This window comes from Streptomyces sp. NPDC090127 (genome assembly GCF_044746945.1).
Taxonomy (GTDB): domain Bacteria; phylum Actinomycetota; class Actinomycetes; order Streptomycetales; family Streptomycetaceae; genus Streptomyces.
Window position 1 is genome coordinate 570,250 of the sequence record NZ_JBIVDE010000003.1, and the last position, 17,176, is coordinate 587,425.

The window sequence follows — 17,176 nt, forward strand, 5'->3', positions numbered from 1 at the left end:
ACGCGAGTACGCGAGTACGCCATTACGCGGGTGGCCTCAGACCCTCAGGCGCTGAGGAGCTCAGCCGCTCAGGCGCTCACGTCCTGAGAACCACGACCGCCTCGTCCGTGTACGTCAGGAACGTCAGCGTCTCCTGGAAGTACAGCTCGATGCCCTTGGCATCGTGCGCGGTGTAGCCGATCGCCAGGTCCTGCCCGATGAGCAGCTCGAAGTCCCCGCCCCGCGTGGAGAGGACGAAGGCGCCGGTCAGCGCGGGCGCCCAGATCGGGTCGCCGCCGAGGATCCGGCCGAGGTGCGCCGCGATCGGGTAGCCGTGGTCGGAGGTCTCGCTGACCGCCGTGTACGCGTCGGCGCCGAGCAGGAGCGCGTAGGGACCGTCGACCCCGGCCAGGCGCAGGGAGGTCAGGGCGCGGCTGATCGCGTCGGGATAGTCGCGCGGCTCGGCCGGCAGGCTCAGCTCGGCGTTGGACGAGCGGGCCCGCAGCCCCTCGATGCCTGCCGCCGGGTAGCCGTCGAAGACGGCCCGGTCCTCCGCGAACGCCATGGCGCGCGCCGCGTCCTTCACCGGCTGCCAGTCGGAGTCGTGCGCGCCGCGCTCGACGTCGTCCACGGCGGACCTGCTCACGGTGAAGGGGACGCGCAGTTCCACCAGTGGCCGGGCCTCGCGCAGGCGCGCGCTGACGCCGGGGGCGGGCGGGTCGATGGCGGAGAGGTGTCCGGTGCCGGTGGCGGAGAGACCCGGGCCGCCCGGGTCGGGGACGTCGACGACACGGCGTCCGGCGACGTGCCGCCGGAAGGTGCGGCGGGCCTCTTCCTCGATCTCGGCCCAGGCGGCGGGGGTGATCGGGGCGAGTTCCCGGTGCAGGTTGTCGGTGGCGGCGGGGTTGGTCATGACGCTCAGGCTCCTTTGAGGCTGCCGATGCGCAGGGTGTCCTCGCGCGGGGCGGCGGCGCCGGCGGACGGCGCGGGGAGGTCTTCGAGGAGGTCGGCACTGGGCACGAAGAAGAGGCCGCCGGTGACGGCCGTGGAGAAGTCGAGGATGCGGTCGGTGCGGCCGGGCAGGTCGCCGAGGAACATGTTGCGGAGCATCTTCTCGGTGACCGAGGGCGTCCGCGCGTAGCCGATGAAGTACGTGCCGAACTCGCCCCGGCCGATCGTGCCGAAGGCCATGTTCTCGCGGAGGATCTTCCGTTCGGTGCCGTCGTCGTCGACGATCGTGTTGAGCGCGACGTGCGAGTCGGCCGGCTTGGCGTCGTCGGGCAGTTCGACGTTGGACGACTTCGTGCGGCCGATGACGCGCTCCTGCTCCTCGACGGTGAGGTCCTGCCAGGCCGCCATGTCGTGGACGTACTTCTGCACGAGGACGTAGCTGCCGCCGGGGAAGGGCGGCTCGTCGTCGGCCGCGGTGACGAAGACCGCGTCGTCGGCCGCCTCGCGTTCGGGGTTCTCGCTGCCGTCGACGAAGCCGAGCAGGTCGCGCTCGTCGAAGTACTTGAAGCCGTGCACCTCGTCGACGACGGTCACGGCGGGACCGAGCGCCTCGACGAGGAGCCGGGCGAGTTCGAAGCAGAGGTCCATGCGCCGCCCGCGCACGTGGAAGAGCAGGTCGCCCGGGGTGGACGGCGCCCGATGCCGTGGGCCGGTGAGCGGGGGAAAGGGGTGGAGTTCGCGGGGCCGGGGCCCGCCGACGAGCCGGTCCCACGCCACGGAGCCGATGCCCGCGACACAGGTGAGCCGGTCGTCGGGGGCCCGGAAGGCCACGGAGCGCGTCAGCCCGGCCAGATCGGCGAGCACGTCCCGTACGGCGGCCTCTCCGCCGGGGTTCACGGTGGCCACGAGGAAGACGGCGGCCTGCGAGGGCGGTACGACGACGGGCTGCGTGGTGACCATGGGACTCCCGGCAGGCGGTGGGGCGGACGGTGGCGAGGCGGGCGCGGTCAGGCGGCGGGGTCGATGGTGACCCGGACGTGCTTCATGATCGGCTGGTCGCTCTGGGTGCTGTAGTCGCCGAGCGCGCAGAGGACGTTCATCTCGGGCATGTATCCGGCCGCGCAGCCGCGCGGGATGTCGTACGGGATCGCCAGGTAGCCGTGCAGGTGACGGTGGCTGCCGTCCTTGGCGGTGCTGGTGATGTCGACGGGGTCGAGCTTCGCGATGCCGCGTTCGCGCATGTCGTCCTCGTTCATGAAGACGAGCGTGCGCAGGTTCTTGATCCCGCGGTAGCGGTCGTTGTCGGAGTAGATCGTGGTGTTCCACTGGTCGTGGGAGCGCATGGTGCCGAGCGCCAGGGTGCCGGGGGCCGGGACGACGTCGGGCAGTTCGGCCGTGGAGAACTCGGCGCGGCCGGACGGGGTGAGGAAGACCAGTTCCCGCGCGGGCTGCTTGATGCGGAAGCCGAGCGGCAGCCGTACCCGGCGGTTGAAGTCCTCGAAACCGTCGAGCGCCCGGGACATGGTGTCGCGGATGCGGTCGTAGTCCTCGATGTACCACTCCCAGGGCGTGGCGCTGTCGGGCAGGGCCGCGCGGGCCATGCCGGCGACGATCGCGGGCTCGGAGAGGAGGTGCGGCGAGGCGGGGCGCTTCATGCCGACGGACAGGTGCACCATGCTCATCGAGTCCTCGACGGAGGTGCTCTGCAGCCCCTTGCGCTGCTCGTCCTTCTCGGTGCGGCCGAGGCAGGGCAGGATCAGGGCCTGCCGGCCGTGGACGACGTGGCTGCGGTTGAGCTTGGTGCTCACCTGGACGGTCAGGTCGCAGGCGCGCAGCGCCTCGTAGGTGACGGGGGTGTCGGGCGCGGCGAGGGCGAAGTTCCCGCCCATGGCGACGAAGACCCTCACCTCGCCGCGCCGCATCGCCTCGATGGTCCGTACGGTGTCCAGGCCGTGCTCGCGTGGTGGGTCGATCGTGCAGGCCTCCGCGAGGCGGTCGAGGAACTCCGGGTCGGGACGGTGGTCGATGCCGCAGGTGCGGTTGCCCTGCACGTTGCTGTGGCCGCGCACCGGGGACGGCCCGGCGCCCTCCCGGCCCAGATTGCCGCGCAGCAGGAGGAGGTTGACGATCTCCCGGACGGTGTCGACACCGTGCTCGTGCTGGGTGACGCCGAGGCACCAGCTGACGATGGAGCGGTCCGCCTCGCGGTAGACGCGGGCCGCCTTGAGGATGTCGGCGCGGCCGACGCCGGACTGGCGCTCGACGGTCTCCCAGGGTGTGGCCTCGCAGAGGGCGCGGTACTCCTCGAATCCGGCGGTGTGCCGCTCGATGAACTCCCGGTCCAACGCCTTGGGATCGGACGCGGACTGCTCCAGGACCGCCTTGGCCATGCCCCGCAGGAGCGCCATGTCGCCGCCGATGCGCGGCTGGAGGTTGAGGGTGCTCGTCGGGGTCGCGTGGAAGGTGGCCATGTCCTTGAAGTCGTGCGGGATGATCGCGCGGGTGGCGGCCGCCTCCACCAGCGGGTTGATGTGCACGACCTGCGCGCCCCGGTCGTACGCCTCCGCGAGGGCGGTCAGCATCCGGGGTGCGTTGGAGGCCGCGTTGACCCCCAGGATGAAGAGGGCGTCGGTGGCCTCCCAGTCCTTGAGGTCGACGGTGCCCTTCCCGGTGCCGAGCGAGGCCGTGAGGGCCCGCCCGCTGGCCTCGTGGCACATGTTGGAACAGTCGGGCAGGTTGTTGGTGCCCAGTTCCCTGGCCATGAGCTGGTAGAGGAAGGTGGCCTCGTTGCCGAGCCGGCCGGAGGTGTAGTACGACGCCCGGTGCGGGGAGTCGAGTGCGCGCAGGGCGCGCCCGACGCGTGCGAAGGCGTCCTTCCAGCTGATCGGGACGTAGTGGTCGGTGTCCGGGTCGTAGACCATCGGTTCGGTCAGCCGGCCCTGGTTCTCCAGGTCGTAGTCGCTCCACCCGGACAGCTCGGTCACCGAGTGGGCGGCGAAGAACGCGCGGTCGACCCGCTTGCGGGTCATCTCCCAGGTGACGTGCTTGATGCCGTTCTCGCAGATGTCGAGGTGCAGGCCCTTGGTGTCGTCGGGCCAGGCGCAGCCGGGGCAGTCGAACCCGGTGTTCTCGTGGTTCATCCTCATGATCGCCCGCGGGCCGTGCATGAGCGCGCCCTCGCGCACCATGAACCGGGTCACGCTGTCGGCGGCGCCCCAGCCCGCGGCCGGGTGGTGGTAGGGCCGGAACTCCGGCTCCTCGGTGGGCTCGGGCCCCACCCCCGCTTCCACGGGGTCCTGGTGTTCGGGAGTGGCGCTCAAGGTCGTGGCCTTCCGCCGTGCGGGCGTGGGCCGCCCGGGAGGGCGGCACGTCCTCCCAGGCTAGGCACGGGTCACGAACCGTGCCATTTCGCCCGACGGCTCAGACCCGTGCGGCGCGTGCGGCGTGTTCGCGTACCGCGATCTCGGCCAGCTTGGTCAGCATCATGCCGTTGCGGACGGCCATGACGTAGTCCACCGGAAGGCCGTGCATCCGGGTGCCGGGGCCCCGGAGGGGGTGCCAGTCGAGGGTGAAGAGGGTGTGCTCGCCCCACGGCGTCAGCCGCATGGCGATCCGGGCCGCGCCGAAGGGTTCGGCCTTCGCCTCCAGCTCCAGGCGGCGTTCCGACTCGCAGATGCGGACGACGCAGGTGTCGTCGAGGGTCAGCGAGCCGACCCCGACGCGGACCTTCAGCCGGGCGCCCACGTCCGGCCAGTGCGGGTCCGCGGAGAGGATCCGCCGGGTGCCCGTCACCCACTCCCCGTAGCGGTGACCGTCGGCCAGCAGCTGCCAGACCTCGGACGGCGAGCTCAGGATCAGACGGCGGTTGCGGGCCACGCCGATCACGCTCCTTCGGGAGGGTGGGGACGCCCCCAGACTCGTTCCGCCCGCACGGACCCGCAGTCCGGCAGGGCCGAACGGATGGCGGCACGGGTGGACGGCGGTGGACCCTCGCGGCGCGCCCAGCCACCGAACCTCGCGGCGCGCCGAGCCACCGACCCTCGCGGCGCGCCGACCCACAAAGAGGCGCATATCGTGCCTAATGATCGGCCGCTCCCCCACCACGCCGTCGGCGGTCGCCCCCGAAAGGTCGGCTCTCATGCATCCTGCCCTCAGCACCGAGACGCTCGCGAGACTGCGTCAGCCCCGCCCCTATCCGGCCGTGTCCCTGCTCATGCCGACGCACCGTCGGGAGCCCGACAACGCGCAGGACCCCGTCCGGCTCCGCAACCTCGTGGCACGGGCCGGGGATCTCCTGGAGAGCGACCCGGCGGTGACGCGCGAGCGGCGCCTCGACGTGCTGAGCCGGCTGGAGCAGGCCCTCGCGGAGGTCGACCTCGTCCACGCCGAGGACGGTCTCGTCCTCTACGCGGCCCCCGGCGAGCACCATGTCTGGTCGGTGGCCCGTACGGTCCCCGAACGCGTCGTCGTCGCCGACACGTTCCTCACCCGGAACCTGGTCGCGGCCCAGGCCGCCGAGCAGCCGTTCTGGGCGCTCGCCGTGGCGGCCGACCGCGTCTCCCTGTGGGACGGCCAGGCCGAGCGCGTCGCGGAGAGCACCGCGCACGGCTTCCCGCTCACGCGGAGCCTGGAGGACCCCGACGCGGAACGCGAGGAGCGGATCGGCGATCTGCCGAGCACCTTCCAGGACGAGCAGACCCGCCAGTTCCTGCGCGAGGCGCACGAGGCGATGCGGGTCGTGCTCAGCTCCTCGCCCCGGCCGCTGTACCTGATCGGCGACGCGCCCGCCCTCGCTCTCCTGGAGGACCTGGGCACGTTGGGCAAGGACGTCACGACCGTCCCGAGCGGCGGCCTCGCCGACGGACCGGCGGCGGAGATCGGGCGGACGCTCCAGCCCCTGCGGGCGGCACGCGAGGAGGCGGACACGGCCGCCGTGGTCGGCGAGCTGGACGCGGCGCGGGGCCGACGCGAGTTCGCGGGCGGCCTCGACGAGGTCTGGCTGGCCGCGCGGGAGGGCCGCGTCCGGCTGCTGGCCGTGGAGGAGCACTACCAGGCGGTCGTACGCGACTACGGGGACCACCTCGAACCCGCCGAGCCGGACGACCTCGACGCGCGGGACGACATCGTGGACGAGGTCGTCGAGCAGGCCCTGAGCACGGGCGCGGGGGTGCGCTTCGTCCCTGACGGCACGCTGTCCGCGTCGCAGCGCATCGCCGCCGTGCTGCGCTACTGACGCCGGTCGCGGCGCGGAGCCGCTGACGACGCGACCGCCTCACGCGGGCAGCCGAGTGGGCGGTACGGGGGTCTGCCCACGCGGGCAGCCGAACGGCGGTACGGGGTCTGCGCACCGCCCCACGCCGACAGCCGGACGGGCGGTACGGAGGTCTGCGCGACTGGTTTGTTGGCAAAGGGAGACGAACATGTCCGAGCTGATCGTGATCGGTTCGTTACGCACCCTATGCGCGCCACCGGCGCCGGGCATCAGCCGCGCGGACGGCACGGAGAGCACGGGCTCCCGCTTCACCTGCCTGGCCTCCGTACCGTCCGCCGCCCTTCGGGGCATCCGGTCGCGGGCTGCCGCGCGGCGCGGCGGGGGCCCGGCAGGTTCGGGATATCAGTGGTCGCAGACGACGGTCGGCGGTGATCGTCGCGATGCCGGAAGGCCGAAGTCCAGTGAGCGTCACACCCGTTCCCGAGGATTACCCGACCCTGACGCCGTACCTCAGTGTCGACGGAGCCGCGGCGGCGATCGACTTCTACGTGGCCGTGCTGGGCGCGACCGAGCGGATGAGGATGCCCGCACCCGGCGACCGGATCGGCCATGCCGAGCTGGCGGTGGGGAACTCGGTCCTGATGCTCGCGGACGAGTTCCCGGGCATCGGCTTCCGCTCCCCCAAGGCGCTGGGCGGCACACCCCTCACCCTGCACCTGTACGTGGAGGACGTCGACGCCGTCTTCGCCAAGGCCCTTGCGCACGGCGCCACCGAGCTCCGACCGGTCAAGGACGAGTTCTACGGCGACCGCACCGGGCAGTTCGAGGACCCCTTCGGCCACCGCTGGAGCGTCGCCACGCACGTGGAGGACGTGTCGTCGGAGGAGCTCCGGAGGAGGAGCGACGAGGCCATGGGGTCCATGGACACCGGCGACTGAGCGAACCCGGCGCCGGACCGACGGTCAGACGTCGAAGCGGCGCCGGGAGTCCTCGATGTCGCCGAGGTAGGTGTGCGTCCAGGCGCACAGGCCGTCGATGGTCACCCGCAGGGCGAGGCCCGGCGCGGTGAGGGAGTACTCGACCCGCGGCGGGACGATGGCGTACACCTTCCGCGCGACCAGCCCGTTCCGTTCCAGCATGCGCAGGTTCTGGGTGAGCATCTTGTGGCTGATGCCCTGGACGCCGTCCCGCAGCTCACCGAAGCGCAGGGTGCTCTCGCCGAGGCACTCGATGATGAGGAGAGCCCACTTGTTGGCGACGTCGGAGAAGATCTCCCGCGCCAGCGAGTCCGCGCGGGTCACGTCCGCGTCCTCCGGCAGGCCCTTGAACTGCTTGGTCACCATCGGGTTCCCCAGTCACTGAAAAGTGCGTTCTTCCGTACGAGGGTTCACTCTCCTACGGTGCCTGAGTAACCACAAGAGACCACGGACGCCCCGCGGTTCGCCGTGAACCCGGCCGGGGCGCTCGTGGAGGAGAGGCGAGACAGCATGGCCATCACCCTGGTGAACCCCACCGGACTGCCCGAGATCCCCCTCTACCGGCAGGTCGCGGTGGCGACGGGCTCGAAGCTCGTCTTCCTCGCGGGGCAGGTCGCCTGGACGCCCGACGGGGTCACCGTGGGCAAGGACGACCTGGCCGCCCAGATCGAGCAGTGCTACGTCAATGTCGCCACCGCCCTGGAGGAGGTCGGCGCGACCTTCCGGGACGTGGCGAAGGTGACCGTCTACGTCGTCGACTGGACGCCCGACAAGATGCCGCTGCTCGTGGACGGTCTGGCCCGGGCGTCGGCCAGGCTGGGGTTCACCCCGGTGCCGCCGGCGACGATGATCGGCGTCGCGGCCCTGGACGTACCCGAGCACCTGGTCGAGGTGGAGGCGACGGCGGTCGTCGACTGACGGGGGGGGGCCGGCCGCGAGGAGGCTCCGGGACCCACCGCGCGTGCGCTTCCGGCCAGTTGACTCCGCCCGCACAGGCCTGGTGCCTGGACACCGACGGCAACGTGACTTAGGTTAGCCTTACCTTAGCCACATCGGGTCTCGTCGACCGCGCCGGTGGCGTCCCGATGCCCACCGTCCCCGCGAGGAGTCCCCTTGAGCGCCGCCACCGACACCGCACCGTCCGAGCAGGCCGCGGCCGAGCGAGTCCGCTCCGTGCTGGCCCAGGCGGTCTCGCTCTCCCTCACCACGGACGGGCAGTGTTACGACCTCATCGGCATGCACTCCGTCGGCCGGAACGGCCGGATCACCCTCGCCGCCCAGGCCGACAGCCCGCTGACCGCCCAGGTCGCCGCCGCGCCGCACGACAGCCTCGCCGTGCTGCTGGAGTTCACCGACATCGCGCCGACCGCGCTGCGCGACCGGGTGCGCGCCCGGGTGACGATCTCGGGCTGGCTGACCCCGGTCGACCCCTCGGCCGAGGGCGACGACAGCGACGCGGAGGGGGGCGGCGAAGCCCTCCGTCTCGACCTGGCGCGCGTCACGTTGCGGACCGCGGCCGGCACCCATGAGGTGAGCCTCGACGCGTTCGCCCTCGCCCAGCCCGACCCGCTCGCCGCCGAAGAGGCCGCGATGCTCACGCATCTCGCCCACGCCCACGCGGACATGGTGGCCGATCTCGTCGTCCTCGCCGGATCACGGCTGCCGTACGGGGTGGTCCGGGCCGTGCCGCTCGCCGTCGACCGGCACGGCATCACCCTGCGCTGCGAGTACCGCGAGGGCCACTGCGACCTGCGGATCCCGTTCCCCGTCGAGGCGCGGGACGCGGCCGAGGCCGGCGAGCAGGTGCGACTGCTCCTGACGACTCCGTCCTGCGCCCACCACCACCGGCACCCCTCTCCGCGCCCCTGACGGCCGGCCGTCGCCGACCGCCCGGGCAACTCCTCGCGCCGAACGAGGGGTTGATCCAGGCCCGGACGCCCATACGATCTCTACTTAGGTTAGGCTAAGCTAAATCACACGTCAGAGGTGGTGGCGCGGACCCACGCACGCCGCCCGGGGGGAGGAACCACCATGGGCCTGCCGACCGTCGGCCCCTACTCCCTGCCCGACCGCTCCACCCTTCCCGGGTCCTGCGTCTCCTGGTCCATCGACCCCGCGCGTGCCGCGCTGCTGGTCCTCGACATGCAGAACCATTTCGTCCAGGCCTTCCCGGCCGGACAGAGCCCGGTGGTGGAACTCGTCGACAACATCGCGGCCCTGCGCGAACTCGCCGGAACCCTCGGGATGCCCGTCGTCTTCAGCGCCGAGCCTGCCGCCCAGATGCCGGGCCAGCGCGGGCTGGTCGCCGACGTCTGGGGTCCCGGCATAGGCGACGAGCCCGACGCGGCCGCGATCATCACGGCGCTCACGCCGCGCACCGGCGAGCACCTGCTCGCCAACGTGCGCCACAACGCCTTCCTCCGCAGCCATCTCGGACGGCTGCTGCGGTCCGAGGGCCGCGACCAGCTGATCATCTGCGGGGTCCACGCCCACCTCGGTGTCCTGCTGACGGCGGCCGACGCCTTCATGAACGACATCCAGCCCTTCGTCGTCGCGGACGCCGTGGCGGACTTCTCGCCCGAGGAGCACGCGATGGCGTTGCGGTGGGCCGCCCGCAGCGGAGTGGTGTGCACGACCGAAACCATGTTGCGCGACCTTCTGCTCAACAGGGTGCAACCTGCCGTTCGCCGGGACGCGTGACCGAGTCCCCCTGACGGCGACCTGCGGCGCCGATCCTGTGACCGCAGCCCCCCCACGGACAGGGAGAAACGAAGAAGATGACCGTACGGGTCGCGGTGGCCGGTGCCAGCGGCTACGCCGGCGGGGAGATCCTCCGCCTGCTGGATTCGCATCCCGGCGTGGAGATCGGCGCGCTGACCGCGCACAGCAGGGCGGGCCGCCCGCTCGGGTCCGTTCAGCCGCAGCTGCCCGGGCTCGCCGACCGGGTCCTGACGGAGACCTCGGCGGAATCCCTGCGCGGCCACGACGTGGTCTTCCTCGCCCTGCCGCACGGGCAGTCGGCCGCTCTCGCGGGGCAGCTGCCCGCCGACACGGTGGTCGTGGACTGCGGGGCGGACTTCCGGCTCCGCGACGCGGCGGCCTGGCAGCGGTTCTACGGTTCCGGGCATGCCGGGACCTGGCCGTACGGACTCCCCGAACTTCCGGGAACCCGCGCGGAGTTGAAGGGCGCCACCCGGATCGCGGTGCCCGGCTGCTACCCCACGGCGGTGACGCTGGCGCTGTTCCCCGCCTACGTGGCCCGCCTGGTGGAACCGGAGGCCGTGATCGTCGCGGCCAGCGGCACGTCGGGCGCCGGGCGGGCGCTCAAGCCGCACCTGCTCGGCGCCGAGGTGATGGGCTCCATGAGTCCGTACGGCGTCGGCGGCGGCCACCGGCACACCCCCGAACTGACGCAGAACCTCTCCCTGATGGCGGGCGAGCACGTGACGGTCTCCTTCACGCCGACGCTCGCCCCCATGCCCCGGGGCATCCTCGCCACCTGCTCGGCCCGGCTGCGCCCGGACGCGGCGGCCGCCGGCGAGGCCGCGGTGCGGTCCGTGTACGAGGCCGCCTTCGCCGACGAGCCGTTCGTCCGGTTCCTGCCGCCCGGGCAGTGGCCGACGACCGCCGCCGTCCTCGGCTCCAACACGGTCCAGGTGCAGCTCGCCGTGGACCCGGACGCCGGCCGGCTGATCTGTGTGAGCGCCATCGACAACCTCGTGAAGGGCACCGCGGGTGGCGCGGTGCAGTGCATGAACCTCGCCCTCGGCCTGCCGGAACGGCAGGGCCTGCCCACGAACGGAGTGGCACCGTGAGCGACGCACGCGCAGCCGCCGGCCCGCAGTCGACGACGAAGCCCGCACCGCTGAGCCGCGCGGGCGGAGAAGCCAAGGGAGAAGCACAGTGAGTGTGACCGCTGCCCGCGGGTTCCTCGCCAGCGGTGTCGCCGCCGGCATCAAGGAATCCGGCGATCGTGACCTCGCCCTGGTGGTGAACCGGGGACCGTCACGCGCGGCCGCCGGCGTCTTCACCGCCAACCGCGTGCAGGCGGCGCCCGTGCGCTGGTCCCGGCGCGCCCTCGCCGACGGCCGCCTCACCGCGGTCGTCCTCAACTCCGGTGGCGCCAACGCCTGTACGGGACAGGCCGGCGCGGTCGACGCGCTGCTCATGGCCGAGCGCACCGCGGCGGCCCTGGACGCCGAACCGCACGAGATCGCGGTGTGCTCCACCGGCCTCATCGGCGTCATGCTGCCCATGGAGCGGGTCACGGCCGGCATCGACGCCGCCGCGGAGCGGCTGACCGACGACGGCGGGGAGGACGCGGCCCGCGCCATCAAGACGACGGACTCCGTGCACAAGACCTCCGTCGTGACGAGGGACGGCTGGACGGTCGGTGGCATGGCCAAGGGCGCGGGCATGCTCGCTCCCGGTCTCGCCACCATGCTCGTCGTCCTCACCACCGACGCGGACGTGGAGAGCGAGGACCTCGACGCGGCCCTGCGCCGGTCCACCGAGGTCACCTTCGACCGGGTCGACTCCGACGGCTGCATGTCCACCAACGACACCGTCCTCCTCCTCGCCTCCGGCGCCTCCGGCATCACCCCGGAGCGGACCGCGTTCGCCGAGGCCGTGACGGCCGTCTGCGACGACCTCGCCCGCCAGCTCATCGGCGACGCCGAAGGCGCCAGCAAGGACATCCGTATCGAGGTGATCAACGCCGCGACCGAGGACGACGCCGTCGAGGTGGGCCGCTCCATCGCCCGCAACAACCTGCTCAAGTGCGCGCTGCACGGCGAGGACCCGAACTGGGGCCGGGTGCTCTCCGCGATCGGTACGACGTCGGCGGCCTTCGATCCGGACCGGCTCGACGTGGCGATCAACGGCGTCTGGGTGTGCCGGAATGGCGCGGCCGGCGAGTCCAGGGACAAGGTCGACCTGTCGGAGCGCGGAATCACGATCACGGTGGATCTGCGCGCGGGCGACGCCTCGGCCGTGATCTGGACCAACGACCTCACCGCCGAGTACGTCCACGAGAACAGTGCGTACAGCTCATGAGGGGCCAGGGGACCACAGGAATGGGAACGCTCGCTCCCGGCGGGCCGGACGAGGCGACGGCGACGGCTGCCGCACCGGCGCCGGTGCTGGTGCCCGCACCGGCGACCGCACCGGCTGCCGGGCTGACCGCCGGTCTGACCGCCGCCGACCTGCCGTGGCTGGAGGAGCTCCAGGGCCGCACGGTGGTCGTCAAGTTCGGCGGCAACGCCATGGTGGACCCCGCGCTGCACCGGACGTTCGCCCAGGACGTCGTGGAGTTGTGGCACGCGGGAGTGCGCCCGGTCGTGGTGCACGGCGGCGGGCCGCAGATCAGCGCGATGCTCGACCGGCTCGACCTGGAGGTCCGCTTCGAGGCGGGGCTGCGCGTCACCACGCCCGAGACGATGGACGTGGTCCGCATGGTGCTGACGGGCCAGGTCCAGCGGGAGCTGGTCGGCGCCCTCAACGCCCACGGACCCTTCGCGGTCGGCCTGTCGGGCGAGGACGCGCACACCATGACGGCCGTGCGCCGCCCGGCCTTCGTGGACGGAAGGCCGGTGGACATCGGGCTGGTCGGCGAGGTCGTGGCCGTGGAGCCCGGCACCGTACGGACGCTGCTGGACCAGGGCCGTATCCCGGTGGTCTCACCCGTGGCGCGGGGTGAGGACGGGGAGGTCTACAACGTCAACGCCGACCTCGCGGCGTCGGCGCTCGCGGTGGCGCTGGGCGCGGAACGTCTGGTGGTGCTGACCGACGTCGAGGGGCTGTACGCGGACTGGCCGCACAGCACCGAGGTGATCGACCGGCTGTCGGCCTCGGAGCTGGACACGCTGCTGCCGGGGCTCGCGAGCGGCATGCTCCCGAAGATGGAGGGCTGTCTGCGCGCGGTACGCGGAGGTGTCCGGCGGGCGCACGTCCTGGACGGGCGGGTGCCGCACGCCCTGCTGCGGGGCGTCTTCGCCGAGAAGGGCCCCGGTACGACGGTCGTACCGGACGAGGGACAGCGAACCGCGGAGGACCGCACGTGACCGCCGACACCGACGCCGCCGCCGTCGACGACACCGGCACGACCGCACCGCTCACGCGCCGCTGGAGCGCGGTCATGATGGACACGTACGGCACTCCCCCGCTGGCGTTGGTCCGGGGCGAGGGCAGCACGGTCTGGGACGAGTCGGGCCGTGCGTACACCGACTTCACGGGCGGGATCGCGGTCAACACCCTGGGCCACGCCCACCCGGCCGTCGTCTCGGCGGTGCGGCACCAGATCGGCCGGCTGGGGCACGTCTCGAACCTGTTCGTGTCCGGGCCCCCCGTCGAGCTGGCCGAACGGCTGCTCGGCCTGCTGGGCCGCGAGCGGGGCCGCGTCTTCTTCGCGAACTCCGGTACGGAGGCGGTCGAGGCCGCCTTCAAGATCGCCCGCAGGACGGGCCGTCCGCACGTCGTCGCGGCGAGCGGCGGCTTCCACGGCCGTACCCTCGGGGCGCTCGCGCTCACCGGGCAGCCGGCGAAGCGCGAGCCGTTCCTGCCGCTGCCCGGAGACGTCACGCACGTGCCGTACGGAGACGTCGCGGCGCTGCGCGCGGCGGTGACCGAACGGACGGCGGCCGTCGTGCTCGAACCGATCCAGGGCGAGGCGGGGGTCGTTCCGGCCCCGACGGGGTATCTGCGGGCCGCCCGGGAGATCACCAGGTCGGCGGGGAGCCTGCTCGTCCTCGACGAGGTGCAGACCGGGATCGGCCGCACCGGCCACTGGTTCGCGCACCAGGCGGCCGAGGGCGTGGACCCGGACGTGATCACGTTGGCCAAGGGGCTCGGTGGCGGGCTGCCGATCGGCGCCACGGTGGCGTTCGGCGAGGCGGCCGAGCTGCTCGAACCCGGCCACCACGGCTCCACGTTCGGCGGCAACCCGGTCGCGTGCGCGGCCGGTCTCACCGTCCTGCGGACCATCGAGGAGGAGGGGCTGCTCGACCACGTCCTCCGGGTCGGTGCGCGCCTGCGCCACGGCATCGAGGGCCTCGCGCACCCGCGGGTCGCCGAGGTGCGGGGCGCGGGTCTCCTGCTGGGCGTCGTCCTCACGGAACCGGTGGCCCCCGCCGTCCAGCGGGCCGCCCAGGACGCGGGCTTCCTCGTCAACGCGGCGGGCCCTGCCACCGTACGGCTGGCTCCCGCCCTGACGGTGACGGAGCATCAGGCCGATCAGCTGGTCAAGGCCCTCCCGGAGGTCCTCGACCGCTGAGCGGAGGTACGCGCGCGCACCCCACGCGCAAGGGCGGGCCCGGAGCCGTGTCGGCTTCCGGGCCCGCCCTTTCGCGCTGCCGCGGCACGCGCCTCGGCGGCGGTACTCCGGGGGCGCCGGGAAGCGGGCCAGGGCACCCCCTAGAGGGCGCGGGCCAGGACGCGGGCGTTGCGGCGCGGGTCGAGGGACCGGGCCCAGGCCGACGGGGCCAGGCTCACGTGGGTGGGGGCGAAGCCGTGGCGGAGGAAGAGGTGGCCGCCGCCGGTCGTGGCCGTGAAGAGCGTCCGCAGGGAGCGGGACCGGGCTTTCGTCAGCGCGGCGCGCAGCAGCCGGGCTCCCGTGCCGCAGCCCTGCCGGTGGCCGGCCACGCAGAAGTTGTAGAGGACGCCCGCGGCGGCGTGCGCGCGGAGCCCGAGGCAGCCGTCGAGGGCCCCTCCCTCGGGGGACTCCGCGACGAGGAAGTCGGCGGCCTGCTCTGCGTAGAGGGAGAGCGGTCGCTCGCGGAGCGCTCCCGAGCGTACGAACGGCCGGGAGAGATCGGCGAGCGCGGCGGCGTCCTCGGGGCGTGCGGTCCGGACACGGAACCCGCCGCCGGCCGCGCCGGAGGAACCGGCTGCGGAGGCACCGGCTTCGGAGAGATCGGCTGCGGAGGGATCGGCTGCGGAGGAACCGGTTCCGAAGTGATCGGGGCCGGTGAAGCCGGGGGGATCCAGGGCGGGGAGGCCGGGGAGGGCGAGTCCGGAGATGTCGCGGCCGGAGAGGGCGAGTCCGGAGATGTCGCGCTCGGGGACGTCGAGTTCGCTCGGCGACAGCGTGGCCTGGGGGCGCGGCGGGGCCGTGGTCAAGGCTTTCCTTCCTCGGTCCGCCGTGCGCGGGGGGGGCGATCGGGTCGCCGCGCGCACCGGCGGATCAGTCGAAGTAAGGGTAGCCTTACTTGATGGCACGGCCAAGTCGGCCCGCCCGCTCAGCAGGGCCGCCCCGGATAGTCGTCGCTCTCCGGCACCCCCGCCTCGCGCATCCGGTGGAGGACCTCCGCGAGGGCGGCGTCCTCCACGTCGGCAGGGATGTTGAACTCCCGGTCGAACACGATGTCCTCGCCCTCGGCCGCGTGCCAGATCACCCAGCGGGACACGTCGCCCTCGGGCACCTGCCAGAGCGCGGAGTGGCGCTCCACGGGGTCCGTCGGCCCGTTCACAGCTTCTTGCCGTCCGTCGCCTCGCGGCCGTCGACGAAGGTCGCCACGACCTCGATGTCGCCGATCCTGGACGTGTCCACGCGGTGCGGGTCGTCGCCGAGGACGACGAAGTCGGCGCGCTTGCCGGGGCTGAGGCTGCCGGCGGTGTCGTCCCAGTGGCAGGCGTACGCGCCGGCGACCGTGTACGCGCGCAGCGCCTCGTCGACGGTGATCGCCTCGTCGGGGCCGATGAGCTGCCCCGACAGGGATGCCCGCTCGACCATGAACTGGACGGCCCGCAGCGGCGACCCGTCGGTGACGGGCCGGTCGGAGCTGCCGACGAGCGTGACGCCGTGGTCGAGGAAGCCACGGCCGCGATACATCCACGGCGCCCGTTCGGTGCCCATGACGGTCGCGTAGTCGTCGCCGAAGTACCGCAGGAAGTTGGGCTGGACGACCGCGCTGAGACCGAGCCGTGCGAAGCGGGGGAGTTGGTCGGGCCGGATGAGCCCGGCGTGCTCGACGCGGTGCCGGGCGTCCGTGCGCGGCCGCAGCTCCTGCGCCCGTTCCAGGGCGTCGAGCGCGAGGTCCGCGGCCCGGTCGCCGATCGCGTGGACGGCGAGCTGCCACCCGCCGAGGTGGCCGTCGACGATGAGGGAGGTGAGGTGGTCGGGGTCGGCCTGGAGCTGGCCGGTGTGGTCCGAGCCCTCGTACGGGGTGGTGAGCGCGGCCGTGCGGGCCATCATGCCGCCGTCGGTGTAGATCTTCAGCGCGCCGACGGACAGCCAGTCGTCCCCGAACCCCGTCCGTAGGCCCAGGTCGAGCCCGCGCGGTATGCCGTCCCGTTCGTGCGCGCCGACGTTCCGGAGGGTGTCGGCGCCCGGCATCAGCTGGACCCGCAGGGGCAGCCGGCCCTGGTCGCGCAGGAGTTGGTAGGCGCCGAGCTCGACGGGACTGTGTCCCAGCAGGCCCCCGCCGATGCCGGCCTCGGCCACGGCCGTGATGCCCTCGGTGAGGCACTCGCGGGCCGCGTGCTCGACGGCGTCGGCCAACTCCTCCTGCGCGTACGGCAGCCGCAGGCGCCGCACGGCGCCCATCGCACCCTCCACGAGGAGGCCGTCCTCGTGCGGGACGTCGACCGGGAGCAGGTCGAGCACGGCGCTGTTGACCACGCAGGCGTGGCCGGACTGGTGCATCAGGAAGACCCGGCGGCCCTGGGAGACGCGGTCGAGTTCGGCGGCCGTCAGGTGCCGCCCGAGGGCCCGCTGGTCGTAGCCGCCGACGCTCACCCACGTGCCGGGGGCGGCCTTGCGGGAGCAGGCCTCCGCCACGACGGCGAGGACGTCCTCGCCGCGGGCGAGGCCGGCGATGCTCGGGGAGTTCGCCTCGAGGCCGGTCCACGCCAGGTGGACGTGACTGTCGATGAACCCCGGCAGGACGGTGGCGCCCTGGAGGTCGATCACCTCGCGGGCGGGCAGGGAGGTCACGGCCTCGTCGAGGCCGACGATCCTCCCCCGCCAGATGCCCAGGTCGTGGGCGACCGGGTGGTCCGGGTCCAGGGTGAGGATCCGGGCGTTCGTCAGCCTCGTGCAGAGCATCATGGGCGGTCCGTC

At 73.0% G+C, this 17,176-nt stretch carries 16 protein-coding genes and 1 pseudogene; 9 read left to right on the forward strand and 8 right to left on the reverse strand.

The features are described from left to right. Positions 1-76 precede the first annotated feature (76 nt). The 4 genes from ACIPPS_RS13570 to ACIPPS_RS13585 form a co-directional block, all read right to left on the reverse strand. Positions 77-892, reverse strand: a complete 816-nt coding sequence (locus ACIPPS_RS13570; RefSeq protein WP_401430552.1) for a family 1 encapsulin nanocompartment shell protein — start codon at positions 890-892, stop codon at positions 77-79. 5 nt (positions 893-897) lie between these two features. Beyond that, entirely contained in the window at positions 898-1,890 is a 993-nt protein-coding gene (locus ACIPPS_RS13575) for a Dyp-type peroxidase (RefSeq protein WP_401430554.1), read from the reverse strand. Between the two features lie 47 nt (positions 1,891-1,937). After that, positions 1,938-4,250 (reverse strand): FdhF/YdeP family oxidoreductase, encoded by a 2,313-nt coding sequence (locus tag ACIPPS_RS13580; RefSeq protein ID WP_401430556.1) that lies wholly within the window; start codon positions 4,248-4,250, stop codon positions 1,938-1,940. 100 nt (positions 4,251-4,350) lie between these two features. Next, a complete protein-coding gene (locus tag ACIPPS_RS13585; protein ID WP_401430558.1) occupies positions 4,351-4,806 on the reverse strand; it encodes an SRPBCC family protein in 456 nt (151 codons plus the stop codon). Positions 4,807-5,068: 262 nt separating this feature from the next. On the opposite strand from ACIPPS_RS13585, the gene ACIPPS_RS13590 reads away from it, so the two are divergent. Together ACIPPS_RS13590 and ACIPPS_RS13595 are read left to right on the forward strand one after the other, a co-directional pair. After that, on the forward strand, positions 5,069-6,163 hold the full coding sequence (locus ACIPPS_RS13590) for a chemotaxis protein (protein WP_401430560.1): 1,095 nt from the start codon (positions 5,069-5,071) through the stop codon (positions 6,161-6,163). Positions 6,164-6,603: 440 nt separating this feature from the next. Then, complete coding sequence (locus tag ACIPPS_RS13595) at positions 6,604-7,080, forward strand: VOC family protein (RefSeq protein ID WP_401430562.1); 477 nt, start codon at positions 6,604-6,606, stop codon at positions 7,078-7,080. Between the two features lie 24 nt (positions 7,081-7,104). Here ACIPPS_RS13595 and ACIPPS_RS13600 read toward each other — a convergent pair whose 3' ends face one another. Next, positions 7,105-7,485 (reverse strand): winged helix-turn-helix transcriptional regulator, encoded by a 381-nt coding sequence (locus ACIPPS_RS13600; protein ID WP_401430564.1) that lies wholly within the window; start codon positions 7,483-7,485, stop codon positions 7,105-7,107. A gap of 144 nt (positions 7,486-7,629) precedes the next feature. On the opposite strand from ACIPPS_RS13600, the gene ACIPPS_RS13605 reads away from it, so the two are divergent. The 7 genes from ACIPPS_RS13605 to ACIPPS_RS13635 all read left to right on the forward strand — a co-directional run bounded on the left by ACIPPS_RS13605 (position 7,630) and on the right by ACIPPS_RS13635 (position 14,389). After that, complete coding sequence (locus ACIPPS_RS13605) at positions 7,630-8,037, forward strand: RidA family protein (RefSeq protein WP_401430566.1); 408 nt, start codon at positions 7,630-7,632, stop codon at positions 8,035-8,037. A gap of 195 nt (positions 8,038-8,232) precedes the next feature. Continuing rightward, the gene (locus tag ACIPPS_RS13610; protein ID WP_401430568.1) at positions 8,233-8,988 is read left to right on the forward strand and encodes a DUF2470 domain-containing protein; all 756 of its coding nucleotides are present in this window, start codon (positions 8,233-8,235) and stop codon (positions 8,986-8,988) included. 162 nt (positions 8,989-9,150) lie between these two features. Further along, positions 9,151-9,819 (forward strand): isochorismatase family protein, encoded by a 669-nt coding sequence (locus tag ACIPPS_RS13615; protein WP_401430570.1) that lies wholly within the window; start codon positions 9,151-9,153, stop codon positions 9,817-9,819. Between the two features lie 77 nt (positions 9,820-9,896). Beyond that, positions 9,897-10,934 (forward strand): N-acetyl-gamma-glutamyl-phosphate reductase, encoded by a 1,038-nt coding sequence (gene argC / locus ACIPPS_RS13620; RefSeq protein WP_401430572.1) that lies wholly within the window; start codon positions 9,897-9,899, stop codon positions 10,932-10,934. An 88-nt stretch (positions 10,935-11,022) separates the two neighbouring features. Beyond that, positions 11,023-12,174, forward strand: a complete 1,152-nt coding sequence (gene argJ / locus ACIPPS_RS13625; RefSeq protein ID WP_401430574.1) for a bifunctional glutamate N-acetyltransferase/amino-acid acetyltransferase ArgJ — start codon at positions 11,023-11,025, stop codon at positions 12,172-12,174. Positions 12,175-12,194: 20 nt separating this feature from the next. Beyond that, a complete protein-coding gene (argB, locus tag ACIPPS_RS13630; RefSeq protein WP_401430576.1) occupies positions 12,195-13,181 on the forward strand; it encodes an acetylglutamate kinase in 987 nt (328 codons plus the stop codon). Positions 13,182-13,255: 74 nt separating this feature from the next. Further along, a complete protein-coding gene (locus ACIPPS_RS13635) occupies positions 13,256-14,389 on the forward strand; it encodes an acetylornithine transaminase (protein ID WP_401431413.1) in 1,134 nt (377 codons plus the stop codon). A 140-nt stretch (positions 14,390-14,529) separates the two neighbouring features. On the opposite strand, the pseudogene ACIPPS_RS13640 reads toward ACIPPS_RS13635, so the two are convergent. The 3 genes and pseudogenes from ACIPPS_RS13640 to ACIPPS_RS13650 all read right to left on the reverse strand — a co-directional run bounded on the left by ACIPPS_RS13640 (position 14,530) and on the right by ACIPPS_RS13650 (position 17,161). Then, a pseudogene (locus ACIPPS_RS13640) lies at positions 14,530-15,014 on the reverse strand (GNAT family N-acetyltransferase). Positions 15,015-15,353: 339 nt separating this feature from the next. Next, on the reverse strand, positions 15,354-15,584 hold the full coding sequence (locus tag ACIPPS_RS13645) for a hypothetical protein (protein ID WP_401430578.1): 231 nt from the start codon (positions 15,582-15,584) through the stop codon (positions 15,354-15,356). Then, entirely contained in the window at positions 15,581-17,161 is a 1,581-nt protein-coding gene (locus ACIPPS_RS13650) for an amidohydrolase (protein ID WP_401431415.1), read from the reverse strand. The genes ACIPPS_RS13645 and ACIPPS_RS13650 overlap by 4 nt, the downstream gene beginning before the upstream one ends. Positions 17,162-17,176 lie beyond the last annotated feature (15 nt).

What these genes read in the sequence shown, in the direction of transcription:
- ACIPPS_RS13650 (WP_401431415.1), bottom strand. Translation starts at nt 17,161, where the DNA reads ATGCTCTGCACGAGGCTGACGAACGCCCGGATCCTCACCCTGGACCCG.
- ACIPPS_RS13570 (WP_401430552.1), bottom strand. Translation starts at nt 892, where the DNA reads ATGACCAACCCCGCCGCCACCGACAACCTGCACCGGGAACTCGCCCCG.
- ACIPPS_RS13575 (WP_401430554.1), bottom strand. Translation starts at nt 1,890, where the DNA reads ATGGTCACCACGCAGCCCGTCGTCGTACCGCCCTCGCAGGCCGCCGTC.
- ACIPPS_RS13615 (WP_401430570.1), top strand. Translation starts at nt 9,151, where the DNA reads ATGGGCCTGCCGACCGTCGGCCCCTACTCCCTGCCCGACCGCTCCACC.
- ACIPPS_RS13605 (WP_401430566.1), top strand. Translation starts at nt 7,630, where the DNA reads ATGGCCATCACCCTGGTGAACCCCACCGGACTGCCCGAGATCCCCCTC.
- ACIPPS_RS13590 (WP_401430560.1), top strand. Translation starts at nt 5,069, where the DNA reads ATGCATCCTGCCCTCAGCACCGAGACGCTCGCGAGACTGCGTCAGCCC.
- ACIPPS_RS13600 (WP_401430564.1), bottom strand. Translation starts at nt 7,485, where the DNA reads ATGGTGACCAAGCAGTTCAAGGGCCTGCCGGAGGACGCGGACGTGACC.
- argB (WP_401430576.1), top strand. Translation starts at nt 12,195, where the DNA reads ATGGGAACGCTCGCTCCCGGCGGGCCGGACGAGGCGACGGCGACGGCT.
- argC (WP_401430572.1), top strand. Translation starts at nt 9,897, where the DNA reads ATGACCGTACGGGTCGCGGTGGCCGGTGCCAGCGGCTACGCCGGCGGG.
- ACIPPS_RS13635 (WP_401431413.1), top strand. Translation starts at nt 13,256, where the DNA reads ATGATGGACACGTACGGCACTCCCCCGCTGGCGTTGGTCCGGGGCGAG.